Genomic DNA, 24,586 nt, shown 5'->3' with positions numbered 1-24,586 from the left:
CCTCCTCGGTGCGCGGGCCCGTCCGGGGCGGGCCTCGATTCATCGCGCTTCACTCGATGTCCATCCTATTTCCCGTCTCACAGCCCCGGCCAGCATGCCTGCCTCAGCTGGCCGCCCCCAGCCGCCGGATGGACCCGGCCAGCCGCTCCGGTGTGACCGCACGGGCGCGGGCGAGGCGCTTCTCCTGGTCCGGGGCGATCCGGGTGCCGTCGTACGTCAGGCGCACCCGGGTGGACTCCTCCGAGAGCGGCTCGAGCTCCCACGTCCACAGCTGGCCGCTCGGCGGCTCCCCCAGCCTCCCGGGCTCCCAGGCGATCACACGGTCCCGCTCGAACCGGTGGACCACGCACTCCACACGGACGCCGTGGGCCAGGTCCATCCGGAACGCGTCCCCCACGCCGGCGATCGGGGCGGGGTCGACGGGCGCGGCGACGTTGGTCCAGCCGTCGATCTCGGGGTGCCTGGCCGGGTCCGCGAGCAGCGCGAACAGGGCGGCCGCGGGCGCGGCCACGGTCTCCTCGGCGCTGACGGGCGGCGGCGTGGCGGGCATGGACTCCTGGAACTCGGCCATGGGGCCATCCTCGCCGGTGCCTCACCCGCAGGGAACCCCCGCCGCGGCTCCGCCCGCCCACGACGACGCCGGCCCGCACCCTCCTCGCGAGGGTGCGGGCCGGCGTCGCGGGCGGCGGACAGGCGGGGTCAGGCCTTCTCGGCCTCGGCCTCCGCCTCGGCGGCGGCCTCCTTGGCCAGCTCGGCGCGCCAGCGGATGCCGGCGTCGACGAAGCCGTCGATGGCGCCGTCGAAGACGGCGGAGGGGTTGCCCTCCTCGTGGCCCGTGCGCAGGTCCTTGACCATCTGGTACGGGTTCAGCACGTAGGAGCGCATCTGGTCGCCCCACGAGGCCTTGACATCCCCGGCCATCTCCTTCTTCTTCGCGTCCTCCTCGGCCTTGCGCTGCAGGAGCAGGCGGGACTGGAGCACGCGGAGGGCGGCCGCGCGGTTCTGGATCTGGGACTTCTCGTTCTGCATGGACACGACGATGCCCGTGGGGATGTGCGTCATGCGCACGGCGGAGTCCGTGGTGTTCACGGACTGGCCGCCGGGACCCGAGGAGCGGAACACGTCCACCTTGATCTCGTTCTCGGGGATCTCGATGGAGTCGTCCGACTCGATCAGCGGGACCACCTCGACCGCCGCGAAGGAGGTCTGGCGGCGGCCCTGGTTGTCGAAGGGGCTGATGCGCACGAGGCGGTGCGTGCCGGCCTCCACGGACAGGGTGCCGAACGCGAAGGGCGCGTTGATCTCGAACGTGGCGGACTTCAGGCCGGCCTCCTCCGCGTAGGAGGTGTCCATGACCTTCGAGGACCAGCCCTTCTGCTCGGCCCAGCGCAGGTACATGCGCATGAGGGTCTCGGCGAAGTCGGCCGCGTCCACGCCGCCGGCGCCGGCGCGGATGGTGATGACGGCGTCGCGCTGGTCGTACTCGCCGCTGAGGAGGGTGACCACCTCGAGCTCGTCGAGGGCCTTGCGGATGGAGGTCAGCTCCACGTTCGCATCGTCCAGCAGGGAGGGCTCGTCCTCCTCCGCGGCGAGCTGCACCATGGTCTCGAGGTCGTCGATCCGGTCCGCGAGCGACTTGATGCGCTTCAGATCCGCCTGCCGGTGGGAGAGCTTCGAGGTGACCTTCTGCGCGGCCTCGGGGTCGTCCCAGAGGTCGGGCGCGGAGGCCTGCGCCTCGAGGTCGGCCACCTCCGCCGTCATCTTCTCGACGTCGGAGACCTGCTCGATGGAGGCCAGGGTGTGGCGCAGAGCGTCGATCTCTGCGGAGAAGTCAGTGTCAGCCATGGTCCGCCCAGCCTACCGCCCTGGGTCCGGGCGTCGCGCGGGGCCCGGGACCGGCCGTCAGGCCTGCCGCCCGGCGACCCGGCGGGCCTACCCTCGAGCGCATGTCACAGCCTGCCCCCCACATCGTCCGGCGCGGCTCCGGCCGCCCCCTGCTGCTCGTCCACGGCCTGGGCGTGGACCACCGCTTCCTGCTCCCCCTCGACGACGCGCTCGAGGCCGCCGGCGGCTGGGAGCGGATCTACGTGGACCTGCCCGGCTTCGGGGGGACCCCCGCCCTCGAGGGCGAGGGAGGCCTGCCGGAGTTCGCGGACTGGCTCGACGACGTCGTCGCGGACCTGGTGGGCGAGGAGCCCTTGGCCGTGCTCGGCACCTCGATCGGCGGCCTGCTGGTCCGCGAGCTGGTGGCGCGCCGCCCCGAGCAGGTGACGGGCCTGGCACTGCTGGCCCCCGTGGTGGACCCGGACCCCGACGCGCGGGACGTCCCCGAACGCACCATCCTGGAGAAGGACCAGGCCCTGCTGGCCGAGCTGGACGAGGAGGAGGCCGAGCCGTTCCTCGACCTGGCTGTGATCCAGACCCGGCCCGTGTGGGAGCAGTTCCGCGAGCACGTGCTGCCCGGCGCGCAGCGGGTGGACGAGGACGCGCTGACGCGCCTGCAGGACGGCTACGCCCTGGAGGGTCCGCTGCCGGAGGAGCGGTTCGGCACGTACGACCGGCCCACGCTGATCGTCACCGGCCGGCAGGACGACAAGGTGGGGTTCATGGACCAGCTGGCACTGGCCGAGCACTTCCCGCGGCTGACCCTGGCGATGCTGGACCGCGCCGGCCACAACGTGCACCTGGACCAGGAGCAGGCCGTGGGCGCCATGGTGCAGAACTGGGCGGCGGACGCGGCGCGGGAGCTCTGACCGGGGCGGGTGCGCGGCCGCTGACCCGGCATGCCGGCAGCGCCAACGCGGTTGCCGGGACGGTGACGCATCCGCCCACCGCGCGACATCGGAGGAGCACCATGGCCCAGCAGCACGAGCACGCCACCCCGCCGCAGGACCCCCGCGCATTCTGGGAGGCCCGCTACGGCGGGGACCAGGTGTGGTCCGGGAAGGTGAACGCCGCCCTGGCCGCCCTGGCCGAGGGCCTGCCGCCGGGCCGGGCGCTGGACCTGGGCTGCGGTGAGGGCGGCGACGTCATCCACCTGGCCGAGGTCGGCTGGGACGCCACGGGCGTGGACCTCGCGGAGGCCGCGGTGGCCCGCGCCCGTCGGGCGGCGCAGGAGCGCGGGGTGGCCGAGCGGACGCGCTTCGTGGCCGCGGACCTCTCGGACACGGCCTCCGGCTGGGGCCCTCCCGACGACGCCGCCGCCCCCGGGTTCGACCTGGTCGCCGCCTCTTTCCTGCAGTCCCCCGTGGCCCTGGACCGCGAGCGGATCCTGCGCCACGCCCTGACCCTGCTGGCCCCGGGCGGACGCCTGGTGCTGGTTTCCCACGCCGCGCCCCCGCCGTGGGCGCCGGCGGAGTTCGCGGCGCGGGGACACTTCCCCTCCCCCACGGACGAGCTGGCCATGCTCGGGGTGCCCGCGTCCGGCGACGGGACATGGGACGTGGAGGTCGCCGAGGAGCGCACCCGTGAGGTGACGGGACCGGACGGACAGCCGGGGGCGCTGGAGGACGCCGTGGTGGTGGTGCGGCGGCGCTGAGCGCCGGCGCCCGGGGATGGATGCACAGGGTCAGCGCGTGAGGACCGTCCGCGAACTGCCCTCCGCGCTGACCGGCACGGTGGCGGGGAACAGCCCGGTGGCCCACCCGCCGGACGGCGGGACCAGGGAGACCCGCGCCTCGATCCGCACCACCACGGTGGCGCCGTCCCCGGCCACCCCCGAGGACACGGCACCGATCCCGGGGACCGCTTCCTGCGCGCCCACGGCGGCCAGGTACTCCCCCACCGAGCCCTGGACGGAGCCGGGGTCGAGGACCACGCGCGGATCGGCGTCGAGCTCGAAGGCGAGCTGTTCCGCCCCGGCCAGCGCGGCACCGTCCGCGAGGGACTGCACCTTCCGGGCCTGGATGAGCACGCTCGTGGCGGCGAACAACACGAGGAGCAGCGCGACCACCACCGCGGTGAGGCCGATGGTCAGCACGGTGGTCTGGCCGTCGTCAGCGGAGGGGCGGATGCGGAGGCGTGGCGGGCGGGAGCCGCAGATGGGGGCGGGCATCAGTACCTCGGCATCCGCGCGCGGGCGCTGGAGTCGACGGTGACCAGGCCCTGGGGCAGCCAGGAGCCCGGCACGAGCGGCGGGGCCAGCTCGACGGCCACCCGCACCTCCACCACCTCACCTGGCTCGAGGCTGCCGCACCCGCCGAGGTCGCAGGCCAGAGAGGCCCGGTACGCGTCAGCGGCCACCCCATAGTCCCCCAGGGTCAGACGGATCGCGCCCTCCGCCGGACCGGGGCGGCCGCCGTCGGCGGAGACCATCACGCGTGCGGCCTGGTCCGCGGCGGCGACCGCGCCGAAGGCGGCGGCCTGAATCTGCGAGGCGAAGACCATGAGGTACACCAGCGGCACGAGCAGGATGACGCTCAGGGTGAGGAACTCGACGCTCGCGGATCCGTCCTCCCCTGCGCGGCGTGGGGGACGCGGAGCGCGGTCAGAACCGGTGGGCATGGCCGTGCACCTCCACGGGGATCGGCCCGGGCAGGAAGCCCAGGCCCGGCAAGCTCGTGGACACGGTGACACGGACCGTCGGGGCGCCGTCGAGGTCGACGGTCTCGACACTGACCTGGGCGTCCGCCTGCCCCGGAACGGCCGCGGTGAGGATCTGCCGGGCACGGGCGGCACCGTCGGCGGGGTCGCGGTCCGCGAGCGCACCGTAGCGAGCGCCGGCGGAGGCGGCATCGATCAGGACGTTGCGGGTGTGGATGACGATGCCGGCCTGCAGCAGCGCCGCGAAGAGCAGCACGAGCAGGGCCGTGACAAGGGCGTTCTCGGCGACCACGGACCCCCGCTCGTCGCCCCAGCGGACACGGGCGGATGGGCCCGGGCACGCCGGGGCGGCTGCGGAGGTCATGGGCGGCCTCAGCCGGCGCCGTTGACGCGGGCGATGGCGCTGTTGAACATCTCCTGCAGCGCGGGCAGCGCGAGGGCCAGAAGGCCGGCCACCAGCACGGCGGACATCAGGGTGATCATCACCCAGCCCGGGACGTCGCCGCGCTCGTCGCGGACGTCGTCGCTGAGGACGGAGGTCAGGATGGACAGGACGGTGATGCTGATGCGGTCGAACATGGGGGTTCCCCTCCAGGAGCGCCGGCGCAGGGCCGGGAGTGATGGTGTGAGTTGTGAGTCGTCGGGACGGGTGGACTATTCAGTTATGGGTCTGTGGGCGCCGACTAGAAGCCGAGGCGCATGAGCGAGATGCCGGGGAAGACGGCGAACACCACGGTGAGCGGGAGGATCCCGAACACGAGCGGCACCATCATCTGGATCTCCTTGCGGCCCGCGGCCTCCATCAGCTCGCGGCGGCCCATCTCACGCACGTCCTGAGCCTGGGCCCGGAGCACGTCGGCCAGCGGGGTGCCTCGGTCCAGGGCGATCAGGACGCCGGCGATGAACCGCTCCACCGGAGCGAGCTGGATCCGTCGGCCCATGGCCTTCAGGGCGACGGCGAGGGAGGCCCCGGCACGCATGTCCGCCAGCGCCGTGGCGAACTCCCGTGCCAGCTCGCCCCGGGCTGTGGTGGCGACCCGTTCCAGGGCGCCAGTGGTGCTCTCCCCCGCGCTGACGGACAGCGCGAAGAGCTCGGCTACGGAGGGGAACTCCGTCAGGATGGAGGTCCGCCGACGGGTGATGGTCCATCCGAGCGCCTGATCCCGCAGCACGTACCCGCCCAGCCCGGCGGCCACCACCAGAGCGGCCGCCGTGAACACGGGCACGGCCCCGGAGACCGCCAGAGCGAGGGCCGCCGCGGTGCCGACCGCCACCCCCAGGCAGGCCCAGAGGACCTGTTGGGCGCGGTAGTCCACCGGGGTGAGCGGGGACCCCGCGGCCTCGAGCCGCCGTGACAGCGTCTCGCCTGCCGGGCTGAGGTTCTGCAGCAGCCGGGTCGCCGCCCCCAGAGGCGGTCCGAGCAGGCGTCCCCACGCTCCCCAGGGCGAGGTGGCCGCTGTCTCCCCATCCAGGAGTCGCGATGCGGGAACGTGGTGCCGCAGCTGCGGCTCCAGACGCTGCTCCAGGGTGGGACGCCAGCCCAGGGGCTGGGCGAGGACGATGAGCCACAGGCCCACGCCCAGGAGCGTGCCGAGTCCGAGGCCGACGGCCAGCGCGGCGCTCATGCGAAGACCCTCCGGTCCGGCGGCAGCGAGCCGATGCGCCGCATGATCCGGTAGCACACCGCCGACGTCACGAGACCCCCGATGAGGACCAGCCCGCCGGCTGCGGAGCGGTACGCCTCGACGGCGACCGGCTGGGTGCCCAGCAGGAGCAGGACGATCCATGGGGCGCAGACGGCCAGTCGGGCGGCGTTGACCGTCCAGGACTGGCGCGCCTCCAGCTCGGAGCGGATGCGGGCATCCTGTCGGAGGAACTCGGAGAGGGTCTGCAGCAGCAGGCCGATGTCTGCGCCACCGACTTCCCGGGTGAGCCGCAGGGACACCACCAGCCGATCCGCCACCGGGTCGGCCATGCGCGCTTTGAGCCTGTCCAGGGCATCCACGAAACGCGCCCCCGCCCGGTAGTCTCGGGCGAACTCCCGGAACGGCTCCCGCAGCCCCTCCGGACCGCTGTCCCCGAGCTGGATCAGGGCCTCCGGCAGGGTCAGTCCGGCCCGGACCGCCGACCGCACGTGATCGACCGCATCCGGCCAGAGATCGCGCAAGGCCACGCTGCGGCGGGTGGCCTGCCAGGAGAGGATCGTCCACGGCAGCCCCGCGCCGAACACCGCGAAGCACGCGGCGATCGTCCACGTCCGGGTCAGCGCCAGCACGATCAGGCCCATCACCAGCCCGCCTGCGAGCATGGCCGAGACCACCCCTGCCGGAGTCAGCCGGGTGATGCCCGAGCGGGCGATCAGCGTGCTCAGCCGTGAGGGGCCGCGGTCCACGGCGGCCCGCACCGACGGCTCGGACCAGCACGCCCACCAGACCAGGAACAGACCCGCCCCGAGGGCCAGGCCGAGGACCAGGGGCATCAGCGCACCCCCAGGACATCACGGGGGTCGATGCCCCGGCGCGCGAAGGCATCGAACTCGAGGCCCGCGGCGGTGTTGAGGACGAGGTCGCCCTCGGTGTCCCTGCGGAAGAGGGCGGAGGTCTCGATGACGCCGTTCTCCACGCGGGATCCGACCGTGAGGACCTCTCGGACACGACGGCGTCCGTCCCGGTCCCGCTCGCAGTGCACCACCACGTCGATGCACGTGGCGACGGTGGGGACCACGAAGTTCCTCGAGATGTTCTCCCCTGCGAGCAGGGGCAGCGTGCAGAGCTTGGTCAGCGCATCGGCGGCGGAGTTCGCGTGGATGGTGCACATCCCGGCCAGTCCGGAGTTCAGCGCGACGAGCATGTCCAGGGCCTCGGCCTCCCGGACCTCGCCCACGATCAGGCGATCCGGGCGCATGCGCAGGGCCTCCTTGACGAGCCGCCGCAGAGGGATCTCCCCGTGGCCCTCGAGATTCGGCTGCCGGCACTGCAGGCCGACGACGTCCCGGACGGGGATCTGCAGCTCGAAGATCTCCTCCACCGTGATAACCCGCTCGCGTGCGCCGATCGAGGCCGCCAGGCAGTTGAGCATCGTGGTCTTGCCGGCCTGGGTGGCACCCGAGACCAGGACGTTCATGCCGGCGTCGACCGCGGCGTCGAGGAATCGGGCCGCGGCGGGCGTGAGGGAGCCGGAGCGCACCAGATCCTCGAGCCGTTGCGCGCGACTCACGAACTTGCGGATGTTCACGCTCCAGTGCCGCCGCGTGATGTCCGGGATGGCCACGTGCAGACGCGAGCCGTCCGGCAGGGCGGCGTCCACGAAGGGCATCGAGAGGTCGAGACGCCGGCCCGAGGACTTGAGCATGAGCTCGACGAGGTCCCGGACGCCCTCCTCGGTCAGCAGGATGCCCGTCAGCTCGGAGCGTCCGGAGCGTGCGCAGTACACCTCGTCCGGAGCGTTGATCCAGATCTCCTCCACCGAGGGGTCGTCCATCAGGCGCTGCAGGGGCCCCAGGCCCGCGATCCGGTCGAAGAGCTCCTGCGACGCCCCCTCAGGGTCCTCCAGCCGTGGCAGGGAGCTCACGAGGGACCGGGCCTCGTAGTCCGCCGTGGCCTCGTCGATCAGGGCCCGGACACGCTCGCCCTCCCGCTGGGGGTCCACGCCCTGCCTGCGGACGAGCTCCCGGAGCTCTCCCTCCAGCATGCGCACGGCGTCCATGCACCCTCCTGTGCCCTCGTGGGCGCGGTCCCTGCGCCCTCATGTGATGATCTGACCATAGTGACGGCACACAGCTGGTGGAACACCATCTTCCCATTCTGTGGACAACAGGCACTCAGCCGCCGACGAGGCCGGTTGTCCACAGGACGGGGCGCCCTCGCGGGCGCGGCTGTCCCGGGACTGCGACCCTGGCTTGGCCCACCGAACGGCGGGTGATCATCTCGCGAGAGGAGTCAGGATGTCCTGGCGGATCCGGGTGCTCGGTCTGGCCCGACCGCACGACTGGGCCGTGACCGGGCTGCCTGCATCGGCGTCGGCCCAGGACGCCGAAGTGCGTCGCCTTCTCGGGTGCGATGCCGTGACCCGTGTGGCCACGCACGGTTCCTGCATCACCTACGTGGCCCGGCCGGGAACGCGGCGAGGCCCGGTCGAGGGCGCGGCCGGGCCCGAGGTCGGCGTGCTCACCTCGGACGGGCCCGACGCCGGCCGGCTCGCCCCGTTGACCGGGGGCGGACTCACCGTGGGCCGCGGCGGCAGCCGGCTCGTCCTGGACGACCCGCTCGTCCCGTCCGAGCCGACCCGGATCCTCCTGGAGGCGGACGGGGTGCGGGTGGACCGCCCGGGAGTGGGCCACCCCAGCCGGTGGACCACCGAGAAGCGTCTCCGCGTGGGAGGGACGGCGCTGTCCCTGATGCGCGGATCGTCTGCCCCGCTGCCCGCTCCGGACGCGCTGACCACGGCGCAGGTGGAGCTGGGCCAGGCCCCCGCGGAGCACTCCGCGGTGCTGCCGGTGGTCATGGCGGTCGGCCCCCTCGCGATCGGAGCGGTGCTCGCCGTGACCATGCGCACCTGGCTGTTCCTGCTCTTCGGTCTGGTGTCGGTGCTCGGCGTCGGCGTCATGCTCGGGCTGCAGCGGGCCGCCCGCCGGCGTCACAGCGCCCTGCTGGCGGAGCGCGCGGCCGAGGTCGTGGCGCGCAGGCGGGTCCAGGAGCTCACCCCGGCGACCGTGAGCCGGGCCGTGCGCTCGCGCGCGGCCGATCGGTTCGGTCTCCTCCCGACCCGGACGGACGCTCCCGCGCCCCTGCTGTGGTGGGGGGAGGGGACGGGGGCCCTGCCCTTCACCCGCGACGAGGAGACTGGCCGCTGGAACGCGTGCGTCGACGTCGCCCAGCCGGCGGTGACCTCCTGCCCCGGCGGCTCCGTGGTCGCCGTGAGCGGCGGGAGCCGAGTGCTCCAGGCGGCCGGCCGCTGGGCCCTGTTCCAGCTCCTGCGTCACGCGGTGGCCACGGGGACCCGCCTGCGGGTCGCCTCCGGGGAGCTCGTCGAGACGTGGTGGGACCCCGCGGAACCCGAGGTGGAGACGCTGCTGGAGCTGGCCGACGCCCCGTGGCTCGCCGCCGCCCTTCGCGTGTGGCGCTCGACCGCCGGCCTGTCCGACCTGCGGCCGCCCGCCGACACGACGGGGAGGACGCCGTCGGCCGTCGTGCGGATGGGCGCCCGGGGCACGGGCGCACCCGGCGCACGGAGCGCGGACGCCCTCGACCTCGATGCACGGGTCCTGCACAGCCCCTCCCAGCGTGTGGAGCTGCGAGACCTGCACGCCACCGGGATCAGCCCGTCGACCCTGCACTGGTGGCTGCAGGAGCTGGCCGACGACGTCGCCCGCCTCGGCCTCGGTCCCGGCGGCGCCGACACACCCCCGCTCCGTGTGCCCGGCACGGTGGGCCGCGCCTCCGCCGCCCGCCACGCGCGGGCGCACCTGACGCCGGACACGCCCGCCGGCGGTCGGGGCGTCGTCCTGGATCTGGCCGACGACGGCCCCCACGTGCTGATCGCCGGCACCACCGGCTCGGGCAAGTCCGACCTGCTGCTCTCCCTGCTGGTGGGCCTGGCCGCCCACCACGCCCCCGCGGAGCTGTCCTTCGTGCTGCTGGACTTCAAGGGCGGGGCCTCCTTCGGGCCGCTGGCCGGCCTGCCGCACACCATGAGCCTGGAGACCAACCACGTGGGGGCGGCTTCCCTGCGGGCCTTGGACGCCATCAGCGCCGAGCTGCGTCGACGGGAGGCCCTGTTCGCCGCGGCCGGTGTCCCGGACTACCCGGCCTTCCGTGCGGCCAGGACCGGCGAGACGCTGCCGCGGCTCGTCGTCGCGGTGGACGAGCTGAGAGTGCTGGTGGATGAGCACCCGGCGGCGAACGCCGTGCTGCAGCGCCTGGCTGCCACCGGCCGTTCGTTGGGCTTCCACCTGATGCTCGCCACCCAGCGGGCCACCGGAGCCGTGAGCTCCGACGTGCGTTCCAACCTCGGCTCCACGCTCGCGCTGCGCACCGCCAGCGAGCAGGAATCCTGGGACCTGATCGGCGTCGGGGACGCGGCGCAGATCGACCCCGCCGCCCCGGGCACGGTCTGTCTCACCCGTGGCGGGCACCCACTGCTCACGGTGCGGGCCGCCCCCTGGGCGTGCTCGGACTCCAGCCCCGTGTGGCGACGGTGGACCGACCCTGCGCCCGCCCACTCCACCGGCACCGACTGGCCTGGCGTGGTCGGCGAACTCGTCGCGGCCTACCGGGGGGTGGATCCGCCGATTCCCGCGCCGGTGGTCTCCCCTCCCCTGCCCGCCGTCTTCGCGCCCGACCGCTCCCGACGGCGGGACGCGGACGTCCTCGCCCTGATCGACGACGCCGCTCGCGCCCGGCATGTGCCGTGGCGCTGGCCCGCGGGTTCCGAGGGCAGTGCGGCGTGGATCATCGAGCCCGCCGGCGGACGGGGACCGGTGCTCACGGCCGTCCTCGACATAGCTGCCCGGGGACCCGGGCCCGTGGTGGTCCTGGACGGCAGCGGTGAGGCGGCGGCCGCCCTCACTGGTGTGGACCCCGAAAGCACGCTGCGCGTGCTGCGTCCCGAGGCCGGCGATGAGGATCTGGGGGCGAGCGTGATCGTCGCCCTGGAAGAGACCTCGCAGTCAGGGGGCACCGTGGTGATCACCGGATGGTCTGCGTGGACGGGAGTGCGAGTCGGGGACACCTACCGTTCCTTGGACGAGGAGGTCCACCGGCTCCTGGGCGGTGCGGCAGCACGGTCCCTCCGGGTGGCCGCCGTCGGCGGGCGTGACCTCGCGTCCGCCCGACTGCTGCTGCACCTGCCGCACCGGTTCTTCGTGCCCGCCGGCACCAGCCCCGAGCATCGCCTGGTCTGGCCCCGGCTGATCGAGGTGGAACCGGTGCCCGGCCGGGCCGTCCACGTCCACCCGGACGGACCTGAGCAGGGCATGCCAGCCCAGCTGGCGGTGGCGACTGCGTGACGAACCCTCAGTCGATGTGGTCAGCGGCGCAGTCCTGGCGGGTGGGGGGCCCGCCCGCATCCGAGCGACCGCGTCGACGATCTGGCCGCGGGCACGCGCGGTGAGGAGGACCCGCACCTCGGTCACGGGTCGTCGTGTCCGGGAGAGATGCGGGTCAGCTGCGCGAAGAACGCCTCGTCGGCCTGGCCGCCGGATCCGGACCCCAGACTCTCGAGCACGGCTTCGCGCAGGCGGGTCCGGGCGCGCTCGCGCCGGATCAGATCACGCACGAGTGCGCTCGTGGTGCCGTAGGAGCCCTCAGCCACCCTCTCCTCGACAGATGCCGTGAGCTCGTCCGGCAGAGAGATGTTCATGGCCGCCACGCGGACATCCTGACCGGGATGGCACCATGTGTCATCCGCGACGGGCGCGCCGTGATCGGCGCCGAAGCGGCCTACGCTTCCCCCATGGCTCAGATCCTCCTGTTCCACCACGCCCGCGGCCTGACCGAGGGCGTGCGCGCCCTCGGCGAGCAGGTCACCGCCGTCGGCGGCCACACCGTGCACACGCCGGACCTGTTCGACGGCCACGTCTTTCCCACCGCCGAGGAGGGCCTCGCATACGTGGGGCAGATCGGCAGCGACGAGTTCATGACCCGCGCCATCCGCGCCTGCGCCGAGCACAAGGAGGCGTCCGTCGTCGCCGGCATCAGCCTGGGCGTCATGCCGGCATGGAAGGCCGCCCAGACCACCCCGGGCTTCCGCGCGTGCATCGCCCTGTCCGCCGCCCTGCCCCTGAACGCCTACGCCCCGCTGTGGCAGCCGCACACCGCCCTGCAGATCCACCTCGCCGCCGAGGACCCGTGGGTCAAGGACGAGGACCTGCCCACCGCCCGCGCCTACGCCGCCACCGCCGAGCACCCGGACAACCCCGCCGACCTCTTCGAGTACGCCACGGACCGGCACCTGTTCATGGACTCCTCCACCGAGGACCACGTTCCGCAGCTCACCGAGGTGGTCGTCCAGCGGATCGTGGAGCTGCTGGCCTGAGAGGAGCCCCCGTGTCCGCCCGCCTGCCCCTCGGCATCCTCCTCACGGCCGCCCCGATCCTGATGCTGCCGGCCGTGTCCGTCGTCGGGACCCTGCTGGAGGACGCGCCGGGGGCACAGTCCGCCGCCACGATCCCCTTGGCTGTCCTCGTGCTGCTCGTGGTCTCCGCGGTCGGCGTCCTGCTGGTCCGCGCGGAGCGACGACCGCTGCTGCGGAAACCGCTCGGCTTCACCACGGCGTGCCTCGCCGTCGTCGCCCTGGGCCTGGTGGTGTTCTGCGTCGGCGCCTTCGCCCTCCCGTTCTCCCCCATCGAACCGGCCGACGAGATCTTCCCCTTCCTCGGCGTCACGGGCACCGGCATGTGGATGGCGTTCCTCGGCGGCTTCGGCGCCGCGGCGGGCGCCCTGGTCATGGCCGTCACGGCGTTCGCCGGGACCCGAGCGGGCCGCACCGCGCGCGCCTGAGCCGTCACACTGTGTCACGCTGACGGCCATGGCCCGCTCCTCCGTCCGCACAGCACTGACCGCCGGTGCGCTGCTCGCCTCCCCCGCGGTGGCGCTCCCGGTCGCGCTGGCGGTGCCGGGCCGGGCATCCGACGGCGGGGCCTCCGTGGCGCTCAGCCTGCTCGTCGGCCCACTCTCCGACCTGCTGTGACCTCGGTAGGCGGGCGGGTGCGCACCCGCCCGGACGTCGCCTGCTCCTCCCGCCTGAACAGTACTTTTGTCCTATGGCGGGCGCCCCGCGGCACTGGCTACCTTTCGGACCCAGGAGGAGCGATCCTCCGCCGGCCCGCAGGAACATGCGGTCCGCTGGCCCCGCGGCCTCCACCCGCCCGTCCGAAGGGGACCCGCCATGCCGTTTCTGCGCACCGCCCTCCCCCTCGCCCTCGCCGCCCTGGTGACGGGCCTCGTGCTGATGCTCGGCGCCCCGGCCATGGCGGCCGCCTCCTTCTCAGACCGCTTCCACCCGTCGTGGGCGGCGGGCCTGTTGGCCGTGGTCGTCCTGGCCCACGCGCTGCGCGCGGAGCCGCTGCCCGCCGAGCGCTGACCCCCGCGCCTCCGACCCGCGCGCGGAGCCCCCGGCCTGACATCACCGCGCCGCGGCGTGCCCGTCCTTGCGCGGGTCGGAGCCGCCCGCGTAGCCGCCGCCCGGCAGCCGCAGCACGGCCTGCCCGCCCCCGTAGGTCCGGTCCCCCACCGGCGTGCGCGTCACGGGGTGACCCATCGCCGTCACGGCGTGTGCGACGTCGTCGCCCCAGCCCGCCTCCAGCTTCAGCTCCCCGGAGCCCTCCACGAACCAGCGGGGCGCGTCCAGCGCCTCCTGCACGCTCTGCCCCGCCATCAGCCGGTGCATCACCTGCACGTGCCCCTGCGGCTGCATGGGCCCGCCCATCACGCCGAACGCCGCCACCGGCTCCCCACCCCGGGTGAGGAAGCCGGGGATGATCGTGTTCAGCGGCCGCTTGCCGCCGGCCACGTCGTTGGGATGGCCCGGCCGGAGGGTGAAGCCCGCGCCGCGGTCGTTCAGGGCGATCCCGGTGCCCGGGACCACCAGACCGGAGCCGAAGCCGTAGTAGTTGGACTGGATGAGGGAGACCATCATCCCGTGCCGGTCTCCGACGCTCAGGTACACGGTGCCGCCGGCCGTGGGCGGGCGGGACACCGCCCCCGAGGCCCGCGCGGGATCCACCCGCGCCACCAGCGCGGCCACGTGCTCCGGCGCCAGCAGGTCCTCGACGGCGGTGCGCATCCACGCCGGGTCGGCCGCCTCCGCGTGCAGCACCGCGAGGGCCTGCTTCATGGCCTCCACCTGCAGGTGCACGGTGGCGGGGGCGTCCGGGTCGCGGTCCGCGGCGCCCAGCTCCTCGAGCACGGCGGCGGCGATCAGCGCGGCCAGGCCCTGGCTGTTCGGCGGCACCTCGTACAGCTCGTGTCCGCCCCAGGACGCCGAGTCCGGCTCGGTCCACTCGACCTCGTGCGCGGCCAGGTCCTCCGCGGTGAGCAGCCCTCCGCCGGCCGCGGCGTGCGCGGCGATCCGCTCGGCCAGGGCGCCGCGGTAGAAGCTCTCCCCGCCGGTGGCCACGATCTCCCGGAGGGTGGCGGCGTGGTCCGGGAGGCGGACCCGCTCCCCCTCGGCCGGGGCGCGGCCGCCGGGCGCGAACGTCGCCACGAACTCCGGCTGGTCGGCGAGCACCGTGGCGGCCCGCGCCCAGTCCTGCGCCACGATGGTCGGCACGAGCCAGCCCCGCTCGGCGTGGTCCACGGCGGCCTCGCCGAGCCGGGCGAAGGGCAGCCGCCCGAACCGGTCGGACAGCGCCCGCCACCCGGCCACCGCCCCGGGCACCGTCACCGAGTCCCAGCCGCGGCGGGGCATCTCAGTGCGGCCGGCGAAGTGCCCGGGCGTCCACGCGCGCGGGCTGCGGCCGGAGGCGTTGAGGGCGTGCAGGCGCTCTCCGTCCCACACGAGCGCCAGCAGGTCCCCGCCGATCCCGTTGTTCGTGGGCTCCACCACAGTGAGGGCCATGGCCCCGGCCACGGCGGCGTCGGCGGCCGAGCCGCCCTCTCGGAGCACATCCTGCGCCGCGGTGGCGGCCAGGGGCGAGGAGGAGGCGACGACGTCGTCGCCGTACACGGGGCTGCGGCGGGTGGGATAGCGGTCCATGGGTGCCTCCGGGGACGGGCGGTGCGGGGCCGGCGGAGGCCGGCCGTGCCGCCACCCTACGGCGCGGGGTCCGGGGACCGTCAGCGGGGCGCGCGCCGGGTCCGCAGCGCGGTCAGCGCACCGGCCACGGCCACGAGGACCCCGCCGACGGCGGCGGCGTAGACGTACCCGGCGGCCGGGGACACGGCGTCGATCACCAGGCCCACCGTGGGGGCGCCGAGGGCGGCGCCGGCGGTCATGGCGGAGCCGTAGTAGCCCATCGCCTCGCCGCGCCGCTCCTCCGCCACCAGCAGGGACAGCCGGGACGACGCCGAGGCGAGCGCCGGCGCCGTCAGCAGGCCCGAGGGGATGGAGGCCAGGGCGAGCGGCCACAGCCCGTCCACGAACGCCATCGGCAGCAGGGCCACCGCGAACAGGCCCATGAGCAGCGCCGGAGGCAGCTGGCGGCCCCACGCCCCGTAGAAGAGCCCGCCGATCGCCGAGGCCCCGCACCAGAACGCGTACACCAGTCCCACCGACGCGGCCTGACCTGCCCGTTCGAGCTCGGCCACCATGGTGACCTCCGCGCCCACGAGCCCGATCCCGGCCGCGAACGAGACCAGGAGGACGCCCAGAGCCTCACGGGTGACCCAGCCGAAGTGGCGCGTCCGCCACAGGCGCCAGCGCTCACCGCGGGTGAGGCGCCCGTCCACGGAGGGGAGGTCGCCGGCGTCGCCGGGGGCGCGGGACGCACCGGCGACCCCGGATCCGTCCGCCGCGATCACCGGCAGCGTGCCGGTGACGATCGGCAGGGCGTCCGTGACCACCGGCAGCGCCCCGGTGGCCAGGTCCGGGGCGGCGGTGTCCAGGTGCATGGGGGCGGCGTGCACGGACTGGGCCACGGCCTGTTCGCGGTCCTGCTCTGCGGTGTAGGGGTCCTGAGCGGCGGGGTCGTCCGGGGCGAGCTGGGAGGAACGGGTGGGCGGGTCGAACCACATCAGCAGGGCACCGCCGAGTGCGCCGGAGAGCCCGACGACGGTCAGCCCGAGCGCACTCGACCACGTGGCGGCCACCACCGCACCCAGGGCCGGGCCCATCATGAAGATGGTCTCCGTGATGATCGAGTCCAGCGCGAACGCGGTCTGCCGCTCCGGGCCGCGGGTGAGCACGCCCAGCCCCTGCCGGACCACGGAGAAGATGGGGACGGCGAACAGGCCCGCCACGAACACGGCCAGCAGCATCCACGGGAACGGCAGCCACGGCACCAGCGGCCACACGAGGGCCTCGACCACCACCGAGGGCAGCAGCGCGCGGCGCAGACCCTTCGCGTCGATCGCCCGGCCGCGCCACGGTGAGCCGCACGCGATGCCCAGCGTCATGGCCGCCGCCGCCAGGCCCGCCTGGCCGTAGCCCAGGCCCAGGGTCACCGCCACGTGCAGGGTGAGCACCACACCCGCGGCGGTGTGCGGGAACCGCGCGATGAACCCGACGGCCAGCAGGTTCCGGATCCGCGGGTCCCTCAACAGTCGTCCGTACGCTCCGAAGTCCACCGGAGAATCCTAGGCCCTTCACTAGGATGGGCCCGAGGCGTGAGCCCGGCGGGGAGCGGCCTCGCGGGACACCGAGAGGAAGGTACCCGATGACCGACCCCCAGCAGCCCTACCGACGGCCCCCGGAGGGACGGGACGTCCCCGGGCAGGACCCCTACGGACGGCCCCCGACGTACGCTCCGCCCGTCCCCGCCCCTCCGGCCGGCGCACCGGCGGGGGATCCGCGCGTCGCCCCCGCCCATGGCGTCGGCCTGGGGCAGGCGCTCAGGCGCTTCTACTCCCGGTACGCCCTGTTCCGCGGCCGCGCGAGCCGCTCGGAGTACTGGTGGGTGCAGCTGGCCCTGGGGCTCGTGCTGGTCGTCTTCCTGGTGCTGCTGGAGACGGTCGGCACTGTGCCCGGCTCGACGACGCCGGCGAACCCCTCCGGCGAGCCCACCACCGCCGGGGTGGCGATCGCCCTCCTGCTCCTGCCGTTCGTCCTCGCCCACGCCGTCCCGTCGATCGCCCTGGCCGTCCGGCGCCTGCACGACGCGAACCTCAGCGGATGGTTCTACCTGCTCAGCCTGATCCCGTTCGTCGGCGGCCTGGTGATCCTGGTGCTGACGCTTCTGCCCTCGAAGCCGGAGGGCGCACGCTTCGACCGCTGACCCCGCGTCAGTCCCGCCGGCGGTCCTTCTCCCGGATCAGGTCGAGCCCCACGGCGGTGCTCAGCACGGCGCAGCGCACCACGGGCGGCATGGCCGGGTCCAGGTCGAGGCGGTACCGCGAACGCCCGGCGAGGGCGTTCATGAACCCGCCCCACTCGGTGGTGGCGCGGGCGATCGTCCGCTCCTGCACGAGCATCCGGTAGTCGTGGTCCCACAGGTTGCCCTCCACGGTGAAGGTCGTCCCGTCGACGACCTCCACGCTGAGGGAGGTGCGGAGGAACGCCACCTCCCGGCGCAGGTTCGCCAGCGGCAGGCCCTGGGCGTCGAGCACCTGCATGCGGTCCCGGCCGAACGTGGCGATGTCCTCGATCCGGAACAGGACGCGACCGTCGGCCCCGTCCCGGACCACGAAGCTGCGGCTGCCCATGAGCATCCGGCCGAGACCGCCGCCCACGGTCTCGACGACGGCGACCACCTCCCCGTCCGGCCCCAGGACCTGCATGTCGTTGGACATCAGGGAGCTGACCTGCTGGAGGGCGAGGCTGTCCACGGAGGCGAGGAGTCCGGCGTCGAAGGGGTGCATGCGGCCAGTGTGCCGTATGCCGCGCCGCGGACCCAGGGGCCGTGCTCAGGGGTGACAGGGCAATGTCCGGGAGGTATTGTTCAGTTTTGAATGATATTCGACCATCCCGCGACCGGGGCCCCGACGCGGCGAGAGGAGCGCAGACCATGCAGTTCGGCGTCTTCACCATCGGTGACATCACCACCGACCCCACGGACGGCACCACGCCCACCGAGCACCAGCGCATCAAGGACACCGTGAGGATCGCGCGGCACGCCGAGCAGGCGGGCTTCGACGTGTTCGCCACCGGCCAGCACCACAACCCGCCGTTCGTGGCGCCCGGCAACCCGCCCACGCTGCTGTCCCATCTGGCCGCCGTGACGGAGACGATGACCCTCTCCACCGCCACCACGCTGATCACCACCATGGACCCGGTGCGCCTGGCCGAGGACTACGCCTACCTCCAGCACCTGGCCGACGGCCGCGTGGACCTCACCCTGGGCCGCGGCAACACCGGCCCCGTGTACCCCTGGTTCGGCAAGGACATCCGCCAGGGCATCCCGCTGGCGGTGGAGAACTACCACCTCCTGCACCGCCTGTGGCACGAGGAGACCGTGGACTGGTCCGGGACGTTCCGCACCCCCCTGCAGAACTTCACGCTCACCCCGCAGCCGCTCGACGGCGTCGCGCCCTTCGTGTGGCACGGCTCCATCCGCTCCCCTGAGATCGCGGAGCAGGCCGCCTACTACGGCGACGGCTTCTTCCACAACAACATCTTCTGGAACAAGGAGCACGTCATCCAGATGGTGCGCCTGTACCGCCAGCGCTACGAGTACTACGGCCATGGGAAGGCCCACCAGGCCTACGTGGGCCTCGGCGGCCAGGCGTACATGGCCGAGAACTCGCAGGACGCCGTCCGGGAGTTCCGCCCGTACTTCGACAACGCCCCGGTGTACGGCCACGGGCCGTCCCTCGAGGAGTTCACCCGGATGACGCCGCTCACCGTGGGCTCCCCGCAGCAGGTGATCGAGCGCACCCTGTCCTTCCGCGACTGGGTGGGCGACTACCAGCGTCAGATGTTCCTGATCGACCACGCCGGCCTGCCCACGGACACCGTCCTGCGGCAGATCGACCTCTTCGGCGAGGAGGTGCTCCCCGTGCTGCGGACGGAGTTCGAGGCCCTGCGGCCCGACGACGTCCCCGAGGCCCCGACCCACGCCTGCCTCGTGGAGCGCACCCGCCGCGGCGAGGCCCCCGTGCCCGGCGGCGCGGAGGGCTCGCAGGCCCACGACGACCGCCAGGCCCAGCGCGAGCAGAAGGCGGCGCAGGAGGCGGCCGAGGCGGGTGCGTCCCGGTGACCGAACCCTCCTCCGCGCCCCTCCGTCCCGACGCCGGCCCGGCGGACGTCAACGCCGGCCGCTGGTACGGCTCCGCCACGGCGGGCCACCGCCCCGCGGACGTGCAGAAGCACGCCTGGCGCGTCTACTTCGAGGCCACCCAGATGCTGGAGGAGCTGCTCGAGCGGCGGCTGAAGGCCGAGTGCGGCATGACGCTGCCCGACTACAACCTGCTCCTGCTGCTCACCGAGTCCGATCAGAACCGCCTTCGGCTGGGCGAGCTCGCCAGCCGCATGGTGTTCTCGCCCTCGCGCGTCACCTACCAGGTGAAGTCGCTCGTGGCCCGGGGGCTGATCGAGCGCCGCGCCGCGGAGCGGGACCGCCGCGGCTACGAGGCCGTGCTCACGGACGCGGGCCGCTCGGCCTTCCGCCGCGCCGCCGTGATCCACGCGCGGCAGGTGGGCGAGCTGTTCCTGGACCGGCTGGAGCCCGGCGAGGCCGAGGTGCTCGCCCGGGTGTTCTCACGGGTGGGGTGCGCCCTCGAGGCGCAGTGCTGACCCCGGTGCCGAGCCCGGTCGGCGGAAGGCCCGGTGACCTGTCCTGCACAGGTCACCGGGCCTTCCGGTGTCCCCGCCGGGTGGATCGTACCGGCGGGGGTCGATGCGCGGTCAGCTGACCGGCACGCCCCCGAGGGTGACGACGGCGTCCGTGGGCTCACCGGCGGCGTCCATCAGCTCGACCTCGATGTGGCCGCCGGCCGGCACCTCGGCGGGGACGTTGATCCATGTCATCGGCTGGCCGTCCGAGTGGAGGTGCAGGTGGCCGATCTGCTCGCCGTCCGCGTCGAACGCGGTCACGGCCATGTAGCTGAAGCCGCCCTGGTCCGTGTTCGCCTCCACACGGGTGCGGAAGTCGATGCCGTCCTCCGGCGCGACGACAAGGGTCTGCTCGGCAGGGGCGGCGGCGGTCTCCTCGTTGACCTTCGCCTCCGCGGCCACCTCCTCCGCGGCCTCCGCCTCCGCGGCGGCAGCCTTCTCCGCGGCCTCCGCAGCGGCAGCCTCCTCTGCAGCCTCCGCGGCGGCCGCGGCCTCGGCCTCGGCCTTCTCGAGCTCGAGCGCGCGGCGCTCGGACTCGGTCAGCGAGGCCACGCCGTGCTTGCCGACGGTGGCGGGCTGCGCGGCGGGGGCCTGCACGGGGGTGGTGCCGTCGACCTCGTCGAGGGACTCCACGGGCACGATGATCGTGGACATCTCGTCGGCGTCGCAGCGGACGGCGTTGCCCTCGGCGTCGTAGGTCACCGGCGCCAGGCCGGAGATGACGCCGACCACGCGTTGCTCGGCGTCGTAGACCGCGCCGCCCGAGTCGCCCCGGCGGGTGGTGGCGTCGTCGAGGACGACCTGGTCGGTGTAGACGTCACCACAGACCTCCCCGATGTCGAAGGGCTCGGGCGCGGAGATCGAGTTGGGCTCGCCCAGCGGCACGGAGGAACCGTGGGTGTAGACGGTCTCGCCCGGCTCGACCGTGGCGGTCTCGCGCACGGACCACTCGCCGACCACGTCGACGTCGTCGGCCAGCGAGATCTTCACGGCGTCCACGCCGGAGTCGCCCGGCAGGGCGGCGACGGTGCCGATCACGGTGCCGTCGACGGACTCCACCGGCGAGCCGATGGTCCACTCGCCGGCGCCGCAGTGGGCGGCGGTGTAGGCGGTGGCGTCGTCGACGATCGTGATGCTGCAGTCGCCCGCAGGCACCGAGAGCGCCGAGCCCTGGGTGAGCGGCGTCGCCGCGAGGGCGGGGCCGGCGCCGGCCACGACCACCACGCCGAGGGCCGCCGTGGCGGACCCGGTCAGGGTTGTCTTCTTCATGGACCTCTTCCTCTGCATCGGTCGGTGATGCCGCCGGCCGGAGACGGCCGGCACTGGACCGGCGTCGGATGCCGCCCGTCCTGTCCCGCTACACTAGCCGATCGCCCTGACGCCAGGTCAGGGACGCCGGACGATGATCTCCACCGAATCAGCGCGCTCCGCGAGCAGCGGGAGGTCGGCCAGGAGCATCCGCAGGGTCGCCGTCATGTGGCGCACCCCGGCCGCGTCCGCGTCCCGCCGGGGCATGGCCACGATCTGCAGCTCGACGCCCGAGCCGCCGCCGGCCATCACCGCGCCGGAGGCCGTGCGGGTGGGCACGCCGGAGCCCGGCGCCAGGCCGAGGTTGAGGAGGTGCGGCACGAGGTCCGCCACCTGGGCGATCTGCCGGGCGAGCTCCTCGTCCTGGTAGGACGGCGTCCACTCCTGCTGCTGGGCCAGCGCCCACACCGCGGGCCGGCGGATGACGTACGTGTGCTCGGCGCCGGCGTCCACGACGACGAGGTCGCACCCCTCGTCCACGGCCGACAGGCACGCGCGCGGCAGCCACACGGCCACGGGCCGGGCGATCGGGTTCCAGGCCGTGAGCGCGGGCACGCTGGTGAACACGGGGAGGGCCTGCCGGCCATCCCCGGCGCGCATGGTCACCAGGGCCACGTCCGCGGCCTTGTCCCCGTGGGCGGCGTCGGCCGCGTGCCCGTGTCCGGTGTGGTCGGCGTGGTCGTGCACGTCCGCCTTGTCCACGGCCAGCGTGGGGACCACGGCCGCGAACACCCGGATCCCGGCGAGCACGCGGGTCACCTCGGCCTCATCCGCCGCGCCCGTGGTCAGGCGCTCCATGACCTGTGTCCACGCGGCCGGGCTGGTGCCGTCGTCCTGGTCGAACACGTGGAGCGGGTTCGCGGACCCGTCCGCGCCCGGGCCGGAGAGATCCCGGCCCTCCCACGGGACGCCGGCGGTGTCGGCGAGGTTCTCCCCCGCGGTCTTGTCCCGCATCCGCTCCAGGGCGGCGCGGATGTGGCCGGGCAGCTCCCGGGCACCGGGTGCGGTGACCGGGACGGGGGACTCGTCGTCGTGGGCGGAAAGGCGCGGCTCCCGGGTCACTCGGCCACCGCGAAGGGGTGACTCTCACGCGCCTCGGCCACGGACGCGCCGGCGGCCACCGCGAGCGCCTGCTCGAGGGAGAAGCGGCCGGCGTACAGGGCCTTGCCCATGATGGCGCCCTCGACGCCCTGCGGGACCATGGCCGCGAGCGCGGCCACGTCCTCGAGGGAGGAGATGCCACCCGAGGCCACCACGGGCTTGTCCGTGGCCTCGCACAGCTGCGCGAGCAGCTCGGTGTTCGGGCCCGTCAGGGTGCCGTCCTTGGTGACGTCGGTGACCACGTAGCGGGCGCAGCCGGCGGCCTCGAGGCGCGCGAGGACCTCCCACAGGTCCCCGCCCTCCTGGGTCCAGCCGCGCGCGGCCAGGGTGGTGCCGCGCACGTCCAGGCCCACGGCCACGCGGTCCCCGAAGCGCTCGATCACGCGGGCGGTCCACTCCGGGTCCTCGAGGGCCGCGGTGCCGAGGTTCACGCGGGCGGCGCCCATCTCCAGGGCGTGCTCGAGCGACGAGTCGTCCCGGATGCCGCCGGAGAGCTCCACCCTCACGTCCATGCTGTCCACCACGCGCCGCAGGACGTCCCGATTGTCCCCGCGACCGAAGGCGGCGTCCAGGTCCACCAGGTGGATCCACTCGGCACCGGCGCGCTGCCAGTCCATGGCCGCCGAGAGCGGGTCGCCGTAGGAGGTGGCGGAGCCGGCCTCCCCCTGGACGAGGCGGACGGCCTGGCCGTCCTGCACGTCCACGGCGGGCAGCAGCTCGAGGGCTCGGGGGGTGGGGATCATGGGAGGGGTCCTCTCGGCGGGTGGGGCGGGGGCGGACGCGGCGGGCCGCGTCAGACGGTCAGGAAGGAGGCGGCGATGGCCATGCCGGCGAGCAGCAGGACGATCACCACGGCCCAGAGCGGCGCGTCCTGGGTGCGCAGGGACCACGCGGCTCCGAGGAGCAGGCCTCCGAGGGCGAGGCAGAGGACGGACCAGTACGGCATCAGAGGGTCTCCAGCCAGTTGCCCAGCAGCTGCAGTCCGGCGTCCCCGGACTTCTCGGGATGGAACTGCGTGGCGGAGAGCGGGCCGTTCTCCACGGCGGCGATGAAGTCGGCGCCGTGGTGGGCCCAGGTGACCTGGGGCGGACGCATGGCGGCGATCGACTGGTCGAACTCCCAGCGCAGCACGCCGTAGGAGTGGACGAAGTAGAACCGCTCGTCCTCGATCCCGGTGAACAGGGCGGATCCCTCGGGCGGGCGGACGGTGTTCCAGCCCATGTGGGGCAGCACGTCCGCGGGCAGCGCCTCCACGAGACCCGGCCACTCGCCCATGCCCTCGGTGCGCTCGCCGTGCTCCACGCCGGCGTCGAAGAGGATCTGGTGGCCCACGCAGATGCCGAGCACCGGCCGTCCCCCGGCCACGCGCCGACCGATCCAGCGCGTGCCGCCGACCTCGGTCAGCGCGCGCATCACGGAGGCATAGGCTCCGACGCCGGGCACAAGCAGTCCGTCCGCGCCGAGCACGGCGTCCGGGTCCCGGGTGAGCTCGACCTCGGCACCGGCGCGCTCGACCGCACGGACGGCCGAGTGGACGTTGCCGGAGCCGTAGTCGAGCACGGCGACGCGCGGTCGCACCCCCGGCACGCTCGTGGGGGCGGCCATCAGAGCGCGCCCTTCGTGGAGGGCACGTCGGTGACGCGCGGGTCGTCCTCGCAGGCCGCGCGCAGGGCCCGCGCGAACGCCTTGAACTGGGCCTCCACGATGTGGTGCGGATCCCGGCCCCGGACCACGTCCATGTGCAGGCAGATGGCCGCGTGGAAGGTGATGGCCTCGAAGACGTGGCGGGTCATGGACCCGGTGAAGTGGCCGCCGATCAGGTGGTACTGCTGCCCGTCCGGCTCGCCCTCGTGCACCAGGTACGGACGGCCGGACACGTCGACGACGGCGCGCGCCAGCGCCTCGTCCAGCGGCACCGAGGCCTCGCCGAAGCGCCGGATGCCCCGCTTGTCCCCGAGTGCCGTCCTGAGCACCTCGCCCAGGGTGATGGCGACGTCCTCCACGGTGTGGTGGACGTCGATGTGGGTGTCCCCGGTGGCGTGGACCGTGAGGTCCATCTGGGCGTGCTTCGCCAGGGCCGTGAGCATGTGGTCGTAGAACGGCACCGAGGTGGAGATGTCCGCGACACCGGTGCCGTCCAGGTCCAGCTCGACACGGACGTCGGATTCGCTGGTGGTGCGCTGCATGCGGGCACGGCGTCCGGAGACGATCTCGGCGGCCACGGGTCCTCCTGGGCAGATGGTGCGGGGTGGGCTCGGTCCATCCTAGG

At 74.0% G+C, this 24,586-nt stretch carries 29 protein-coding genes; 10 read left to right on the top strand and 19 right to left on the bottom strand.

Annotated elements, in window-relative coordinates; genetic code table 11:
* Positions 1-103: 103 nt before the first annotated feature.
* Together MA879_RS06120 and prfB are read right to left on the bottom strand one after the other, a co-directional pair.
* The gene (locus MA879_RS06120) at positions 104-571 is read right to left on the bottom strand and encodes an SRPBCC family protein (protein ID WP_248124158.1); all 468 of its coding nucleotides are present in this window, start codon (positions 569-571) and stop codon (positions 104-106) included.
* Between the two features lie 128 nt (positions 572-699).
* Positions 700-1,845 (bottom strand): peptide chain release factor 2, encoded by a 1,146-nt coding sequence (gene prfB, locus MA879_RS06115; RefSeq protein ID WP_248124157.1) that lies wholly within the window; start codon positions 1,843-1,845, stop codon positions 700-702.
* Between the two features lie 101 nt (positions 1,846-1,946).
* Between prfB and MA879_RS06110 the strand changes: the two genes are divergently transcribed.
* Both MA879_RS06110 and MA879_RS06105 read left to right on the top strand, forming a co-directional pair.
* Positions 1,947-2,753 (top strand): alpha/beta fold hydrolase, encoded by an 807-nt coding sequence (locus tag MA879_RS06110; RefSeq protein WP_248124156.1) that lies wholly within the window; start codon positions 1,947-1,949, stop codon positions 2,751-2,753.
* 101 nt (positions 2,754-2,854) lie between these two features.
* Positions 2,855-3,538 carry a class I SAM-dependent methyltransferase gene (locus MA879_RS06105; protein WP_248124155.1) on the top strand — a complete coding sequence of 228 codons (684 nt, stop codon included), beginning with the start codon at positions 2,855-2,857 and terminating at the stop codon, positions 3,536-3,538.
* Positions 3,539-3,568: 30 nt separating this feature from the next.
* Here MA879_RS06105 and MA879_RS06100 read toward each other — a convergent pair whose 3' ends face one another.
* The 7 genes from MA879_RS06100 to MA879_RS06070 form a co-directional block, all read right to left on the bottom strand.
* Positions 3,569-4,054 (bottom strand): pilus assembly protein TadG-related protein, encoded by a 486-nt coding sequence (locus MA879_RS06100; RefSeq protein WP_248124154.1) that lies wholly within the window; start codon positions 4,052-4,054, stop codon positions 3,569-3,571.
* Positions 4,054-4,503 (bottom strand): hypothetical protein, encoded by a 450-nt coding sequence (locus MA879_RS06095; RefSeq protein ID WP_248124153.1) that lies wholly within the window; start codon positions 4,501-4,503, stop codon positions 4,054-4,056. Before MA879_RS06095 ends, MA879_RS06100 begins: the two co-directional genes overlap by 1 nt.
* Complete coding sequence (locus MA879_RS06090; RefSeq protein ID WP_248124152.1) at positions 4,487-4,906, bottom strand: TadE/TadG family type IV pilus assembly protein; 420 nt, start codon at positions 4,904-4,906, stop codon at positions 4,487-4,489. The genes MA879_RS06095 and MA879_RS06090 overlap by 17 nt, the downstream gene beginning before the upstream one ends.
* Positions 4,907-4,914: 8 nt before the next feature.
* Entirely contained in the window at positions 4,915-5,121 is a 207-nt protein-coding gene (locus tag MA879_RS06085; protein WP_248124151.1) for a hypothetical protein, read from the bottom strand.
* A gap of 104 nt (positions 5,122-5,225) precedes the next feature.
* Positions 5,226-6,167: a type II secretion system F family protein gene (locus MA879_RS06080; protein WP_248124150.1), complete on the bottom strand. Its 942-nt coding sequence runs from the start codon at positions 6,165-6,167 to the stop codon at positions 5,226-5,228.
* Positions 6,164-7,021, bottom strand: a complete 858-nt coding sequence (locus MA879_RS06075; RefSeq protein ID WP_248124149.1) for a type II secretion system F family protein — start codon at positions 7,019-7,021, stop codon at positions 6,164-6,166. Before MA879_RS06075 ends, MA879_RS06080 begins: the two co-directional genes overlap by 4 nt.
* Positions 7,021-8,247 carry a TadA family conjugal transfer-associated ATPase gene (locus tag MA879_RS06070; protein ID WP_248124148.1) on the bottom strand — a complete coding sequence of 409 codons (1,227 nt, stop codon included), beginning with the start codon at positions 8,245-8,247 and terminating at the stop codon, positions 7,021-7,023. The genes MA879_RS06075 and MA879_RS06070 overlap by 1 nt, the downstream gene beginning before the upstream one ends.
* A 238-nt stretch (positions 8,248-8,485) precedes the next feature.
* Between MA879_RS06070 and MA879_RS06065 the strand changes: the two genes are divergently transcribed.
* Positions 8,486-11,548, top strand: a complete 3,063-nt coding sequence (locus MA879_RS06065; protein ID WP_248124147.1) for an FtsK/SpoIIIE domain-containing protein — start codon at positions 8,486-8,488, stop codon at positions 11,546-11,548.
* A gap of 122 nt (positions 11,549-11,670) precedes the next feature.
* Here MA879_RS06065 and MA879_RS06060 read toward each other — a convergent pair whose 3' ends face one another.
* Positions 11,671-11,901: a ribbon-helix-helix domain-containing protein gene (locus MA879_RS06060; RefSeq protein ID WP_248124229.1), complete on the bottom strand. Its 231-nt coding sequence runs from the start codon at positions 11,899-11,901 to the stop codon at positions 11,671-11,673.
* A gap of 93 nt (positions 11,902-11,994) precedes the next feature.
* On the opposite strand from MA879_RS06060, the gene MA879_RS06055 reads away from it, so the two are divergent.
* The 4 genes from MA879_RS06055 to MA879_RS06040 all read left to right on the top strand — a co-directional run bounded on the left by MA879_RS06055 (position 11,995) and on the right by MA879_RS06040 (position 13,623).
* The gene (locus tag MA879_RS06055) at positions 11,995-12,576 is read left to right on the top strand and encodes a dienelactone hydrolase family protein (RefSeq protein WP_248124146.1); all 582 of its coding nucleotides are present in this window, start codon (positions 11,995-11,997) and stop codon (positions 12,574-12,576) included.
* An 11-nt stretch (positions 12,577-12,587) separates the two neighbouring features.
* The gene (locus MA879_RS06050) at positions 12,588-13,040 is read left to right on the top strand and encodes a hypothetical protein (RefSeq protein ID WP_248124145.1); all 453 of its coding nucleotides are present in this window, start codon (positions 12,588-12,590) and stop codon (positions 13,038-13,040) included.
* Positions 13,041-13,068: 28 nt separating this feature from the next.
* Entirely contained in the window at positions 13,069-13,230 is a 162-nt protein-coding gene (locus MA879_RS06045) for a hypothetical protein (RefSeq protein ID WP_248124144.1), read from the top strand.
* A gap of 198 nt (positions 13,231-13,428) precedes the next feature.
* On the top strand, positions 13,429-13,623 hold the full coding sequence (locus MA879_RS06040) for a hypothetical protein (protein WP_248124143.1): 195 nt from the start codon (positions 13,429-13,431) through the stop codon (positions 13,621-13,623).
* 42 nt (positions 13,624-13,665) lie between these two features.
* On the opposite strand, the gene MA879_RS06035 is transcribed toward MA879_RS06040, so the two are convergent.
* Both MA879_RS06035 and MA879_RS06030 read right to left on the bottom strand, forming a co-directional pair.
* Positions 13,666-15,237, bottom strand: a complete 1,572-nt coding sequence (locus tag MA879_RS06035; RefSeq protein WP_248124142.1) for a gamma-glutamyltransferase family protein — start codon at positions 15,235-15,237, stop codon at positions 13,666-13,668.
* An 80-nt stretch (positions 15,238-15,317) separates the two neighbouring features.
* On the bottom strand, positions 15,318-16,766 hold the full coding sequence (locus tag MA879_RS06030) for an MFS transporter (RefSeq protein ID WP_248124141.1): 1,449 nt from the start codon (positions 16,764-16,766) through the stop codon (positions 15,318-15,320).
* A gap of 89 nt (positions 16,767-16,855) precedes the next feature.
* Between MA879_RS06030 and MA879_RS06025 the strand changes: the two genes are divergently transcribed.
* Positions 16,856-17,413 carry a DUF805 domain-containing protein gene (locus MA879_RS06025; RefSeq protein WP_248124140.1) on the top strand — a complete coding sequence of 186 codons (558 nt, stop codon included), beginning with the start codon at positions 16,856-16,858 and terminating at the stop codon, positions 17,411-17,413.
* Between the two features lie 7 nt (positions 17,414-17,420).
* Here MA879_RS06025 and MA879_RS06020 read toward each other — a convergent pair whose 3' ends face one another.
* Positions 17,421-17,996, bottom strand: coding sequence for an LURP-one-related/scramblase family protein (locus MA879_RS06020; protein WP_248124139.1), 576 nt, complete (start codon positions 17,994-17,996; stop codon positions 17,421-17,423).
* Between the two features lie 146 nt (positions 17,997-18,142).
* Here MA879_RS06020 and MA879_RS06015 point away from each other — a divergent pair, with 146 nt between their 5' ends.
* The gene (locus MA879_RS06015; protein WP_248124138.1) at positions 18,143-19,333 is read left to right on the top strand and encodes an LLM class flavin-dependent oxidoreductase; all 1,191 of its coding nucleotides are present in this window, start codon (positions 18,143-18,145) and stop codon (positions 19,331-19,333) included.
* Entirely contained in the window at positions 19,330-19,869 is a 540-nt protein-coding gene (locus tag MA879_RS06010) for a MarR family winged helix-turn-helix transcriptional regulator (protein WP_335342038.1), read from the top strand. The genes MA879_RS06015 and MA879_RS06010 overlap by 4 nt, the downstream gene beginning before the upstream one ends.
* 111 nt (positions 19,870-19,980) lie before the next feature.
* Here the strand turns inward: MA879_RS06010 and MA879_RS06005 are convergent, their stop codons facing one another.
* The 6 genes from MA879_RS06005 to hisB all read right to left on the bottom strand — a co-directional run bounded on the left by MA879_RS06005 (position 19,981) and on the right by hisB (position 24,503).
* The gene (locus tag MA879_RS06005; protein ID WP_248124137.1) at positions 19,981-21,177 is read right to left on the bottom strand and encodes a hypothetical protein; all 1,197 of its coding nucleotides are present in this window, start codon (positions 21,175-21,177) and stop codon (positions 19,981-19,983) included.
* Between the two features lie 117 nt (positions 21,178-21,294).
* A complete protein-coding gene (locus MA879_RS06000; RefSeq protein WP_248124226.1) occupies positions 21,295-22,170 on the bottom strand; it encodes an SseB family protein in 876 nt (291 codons plus the stop codon).
* Positions 22,171-22,274: 104 nt separating this feature from the next.
* Complete coding sequence (gene priA, locus MA879_RS05995) at positions 22,275-23,060, bottom strand: bifunctional 1-(5-phosphoribosyl)-5-((5-phosphoribosylamino)methylideneamino)imidazole-4-carboxamide isomerase/phosphoribosylanthranilate isomerase PriA (protein WP_248124136.1); 786 nt, start codon at positions 23,058-23,060, stop codon at positions 22,275-22,277.
* A 50-nt stretch (positions 23,061-23,110) separates the two neighbouring features.
* Entirely contained in the window at positions 23,111-23,263 is a 153-nt protein-coding gene (locus MA879_RS05990) for a hypothetical protein (RefSeq protein WP_248124135.1), read from the bottom strand.
* Positions 23,263-23,922, bottom strand: a complete 660-nt coding sequence (hisH, locus tag MA879_RS05985; protein WP_248124134.1) for an imidazole glycerol phosphate synthase subunit HisH — start codon at positions 23,920-23,922, stop codon at positions 23,263-23,265. Before hisH ends, MA879_RS05990 begins: the two co-directional genes overlap by 1 nt.
* A complete protein-coding gene (gene hisB, locus MA879_RS05980; protein ID WP_282447673.1) occupies positions 23,922-24,503 on the bottom strand; it encodes an imidazoleglycerol-phosphate dehydratase HisB in 582 nt (193 codons plus the stop codon). Before hisB ends, hisH begins: the two co-directional genes overlap by 1 nt.
* Positions 24,504-24,586: the final 83 nt, after the last annotated feature.

It is taken from the genome of Micrococcus lacusdianchii (genome assembly GCF_023155805.1).
In the GTDB taxonomy this organism is placed as follows: domain Bacteria; phylum Actinomycetota; class Actinomycetes; order Actinomycetales; family Micrococcaceae; genus Micrococcus; species Micrococcus lacusdianchii.
The sequence above is the reverse complement of the archived record's forward strand: the minus strand, read 5'-3'. Positions and strand labels throughout refer to the sequence as shown.

What these genes read in the sequence shown, in the direction of transcription:
- MA879_RS06120 (WP_248124158.1), bottom strand. Translation starts at nt 571, where the DNA reads ATGGCCGAGTTCCAGGAGTCCATGCCCGCCACGCCGCCGCCCGTCAGC.
- prfB (WP_248124157.1), bottom strand. Translation starts at nt 1,845, where the DNA reads ATGGCTGACACTGACTTCTCCGCAGAGATCGACGCTCTGCGCCACACC.
- MA879_RS06110 (WP_248124156.1), top strand. Translation starts at nt 1,947, where the DNA reads ATGTCACAGCCTGCCCCCCACATCGTCCGGCGCGGCTCCGGCCGCCCC.
- MA879_RS06105 (WP_248124155.1), top strand. Translation starts at nt 2,855, where the DNA reads ATGGCCCAGCAGCACGAGCACGCCACCCCGCCGCAGGACCCCCGCGCA.
- MA879_RS06100 (WP_248124154.1), bottom strand. Translation starts at nt 4,054, where the DNA reads ATGCCCGCCCCCATCTGCGGCTCCCGCCCGCCACGCCTCCGCATCCGC.
- MA879_RS06095 (WP_248124153.1), bottom strand. Translation starts at nt 4,503, where the DNA reads ATGCCCACCGGTTCTGACCGCGCTCCGCGTCCCCCACGCCGCGCAGGG.
- MA879_RS06090 (WP_248124152.1), bottom strand. Translation starts at nt 4,906, where the DNA reads ATGACCTCCGCAGCCGCCCCGGCGTGCCCGGGCCCATCCGCCCGTGTC.
- MA879_RS06085 (WP_248124151.1), bottom strand. Translation starts at nt 5,121, where the DNA reads ATGTTCGACCGCATCAGCATCACCGTCCTGTCCATCCTGACCTCCGTC.
- MA879_RS06080 (WP_248124150.1), bottom strand. Translation starts at nt 6,167, where the DNA reads ATGAGCGCCGCGCTGGCCGTCGGCCTCGGACTCGGCACGCTCCTGGGC.
- MA879_RS06075 (WP_248124149.1), bottom strand. Translation starts at nt 7,021, where the DNA reads ATGCCCCTGGTCCTCGGCCTGGCCCTCGGGGCGGGTCTGTTCCTGGTC.
- MA879_RS06070 (WP_248124148.1), bottom strand. Translation starts at nt 8,247, where the DNA reads ATGGACGCCGTGCGCATGCTGGAGGGAGAGCTCCGGGAGCTCGTCCGC.
- MA879_RS06065 (WP_248124147.1), top strand. Translation starts at nt 8,486, where the DNA reads ATGTCCTGGCGGATCCGGGTGCTCGGTCTGGCCCGACCGCACGACTGG.
- MA879_RS06060 (WP_248124229.1), bottom strand. Translation starts at nt 11,901, where the DNA reads ATGAACATCTCTCTGCCGGACGAGCTCACGGCATCTGTCGAGGAGAGG.
- MA879_RS06055 (WP_248124146.1), top strand. Translation starts at nt 11,995, where the DNA reads ATGGCTCAGATCCTCCTGTTCCACCACGCCCGCGGCCTGACCGAGGGC.
- MA879_RS06045 (WP_248124144.1), top strand. Translation starts at nt 13,069, where the DNA reads ATGGCCCGCTCCTCCGTCCGCACAGCACTGACCGCCGGTGCGCTGCTC.
- MA879_RS06040 (WP_248124143.1), top strand. Translation starts at nt 13,429, where the DNA reads ATGCCGTTTCTGCGCACCGCCCTCCCCCTCGCCCTCGCCGCCCTGGTG.
- MA879_RS06035 (WP_248124142.1), bottom strand. Translation starts at nt 15,237, where the DNA reads ATGGACCGCTATCCCACCCGCCGCAGCCCCGTGTACGGCGACGACGTC.
- MA879_RS06025 (WP_248124140.1), top strand. Translation starts at nt 16,856, where the DNA reads ATGACCGACCCCCAGCAGCCCTACCGACGGCCCCCGGAGGGACGGGAC.
- MA879_RS06020 (WP_248124139.1), bottom strand. Translation starts at nt 17,996, where the DNA reads ATGCACCCCTTCGACGCCGGACTCCTCGCCTCCGTGGACAGCCTCGCC.
- MA879_RS06015 (WP_248124138.1), top strand. Translation starts at nt 18,143, where the DNA reads ATGCAGTTCGGCGTCTTCACCATCGGTGACATCACCACCGACCCCACG.
- MA879_RS06005 (WP_248124137.1), bottom strand. Translation starts at nt 21,177, where the DNA reads ATGAAGAAGACAACCCTGACCGGGTCCGCCACGGCGGCCCTCGGCGTG.
- MA879_RS06000 (WP_248124226.1), bottom strand. Translation starts at nt 22,170, where the DNA reads ATGCGGGACAAGACCGCGGGGGAGAACCTCGCCGACACCGCCGGCGTC.
- priA (WP_248124136.1), bottom strand. Translation starts at nt 23,060, where the DNA reads ATGATCCCCACCCCCCGAGCCCTCGAGCTGCTGCCCGCCGTGGACGTG.
- MA879_RS05990 (WP_248124135.1), bottom strand. Translation starts at nt 23,263, where the DNA reads ATGCCGTACTGGTCCGTCCTCTGCCTCGCCCTCGGAGGCCTGCTCCTC.
- hisH (WP_248124134.1), bottom strand. Translation starts at nt 23,922, where the DNA reads ATGGCCGCCCCCACGAGCGTGCCGGGGGTGCGACCGCGCGTCGCCGTG.
- hisB (WP_282447673.1), bottom strand. Translation starts at nt 24,503, where the DNA reads ATGCAGCGCACCACCAGCGAATCCGACGTCCGTGTCGAGCTGGACCTG.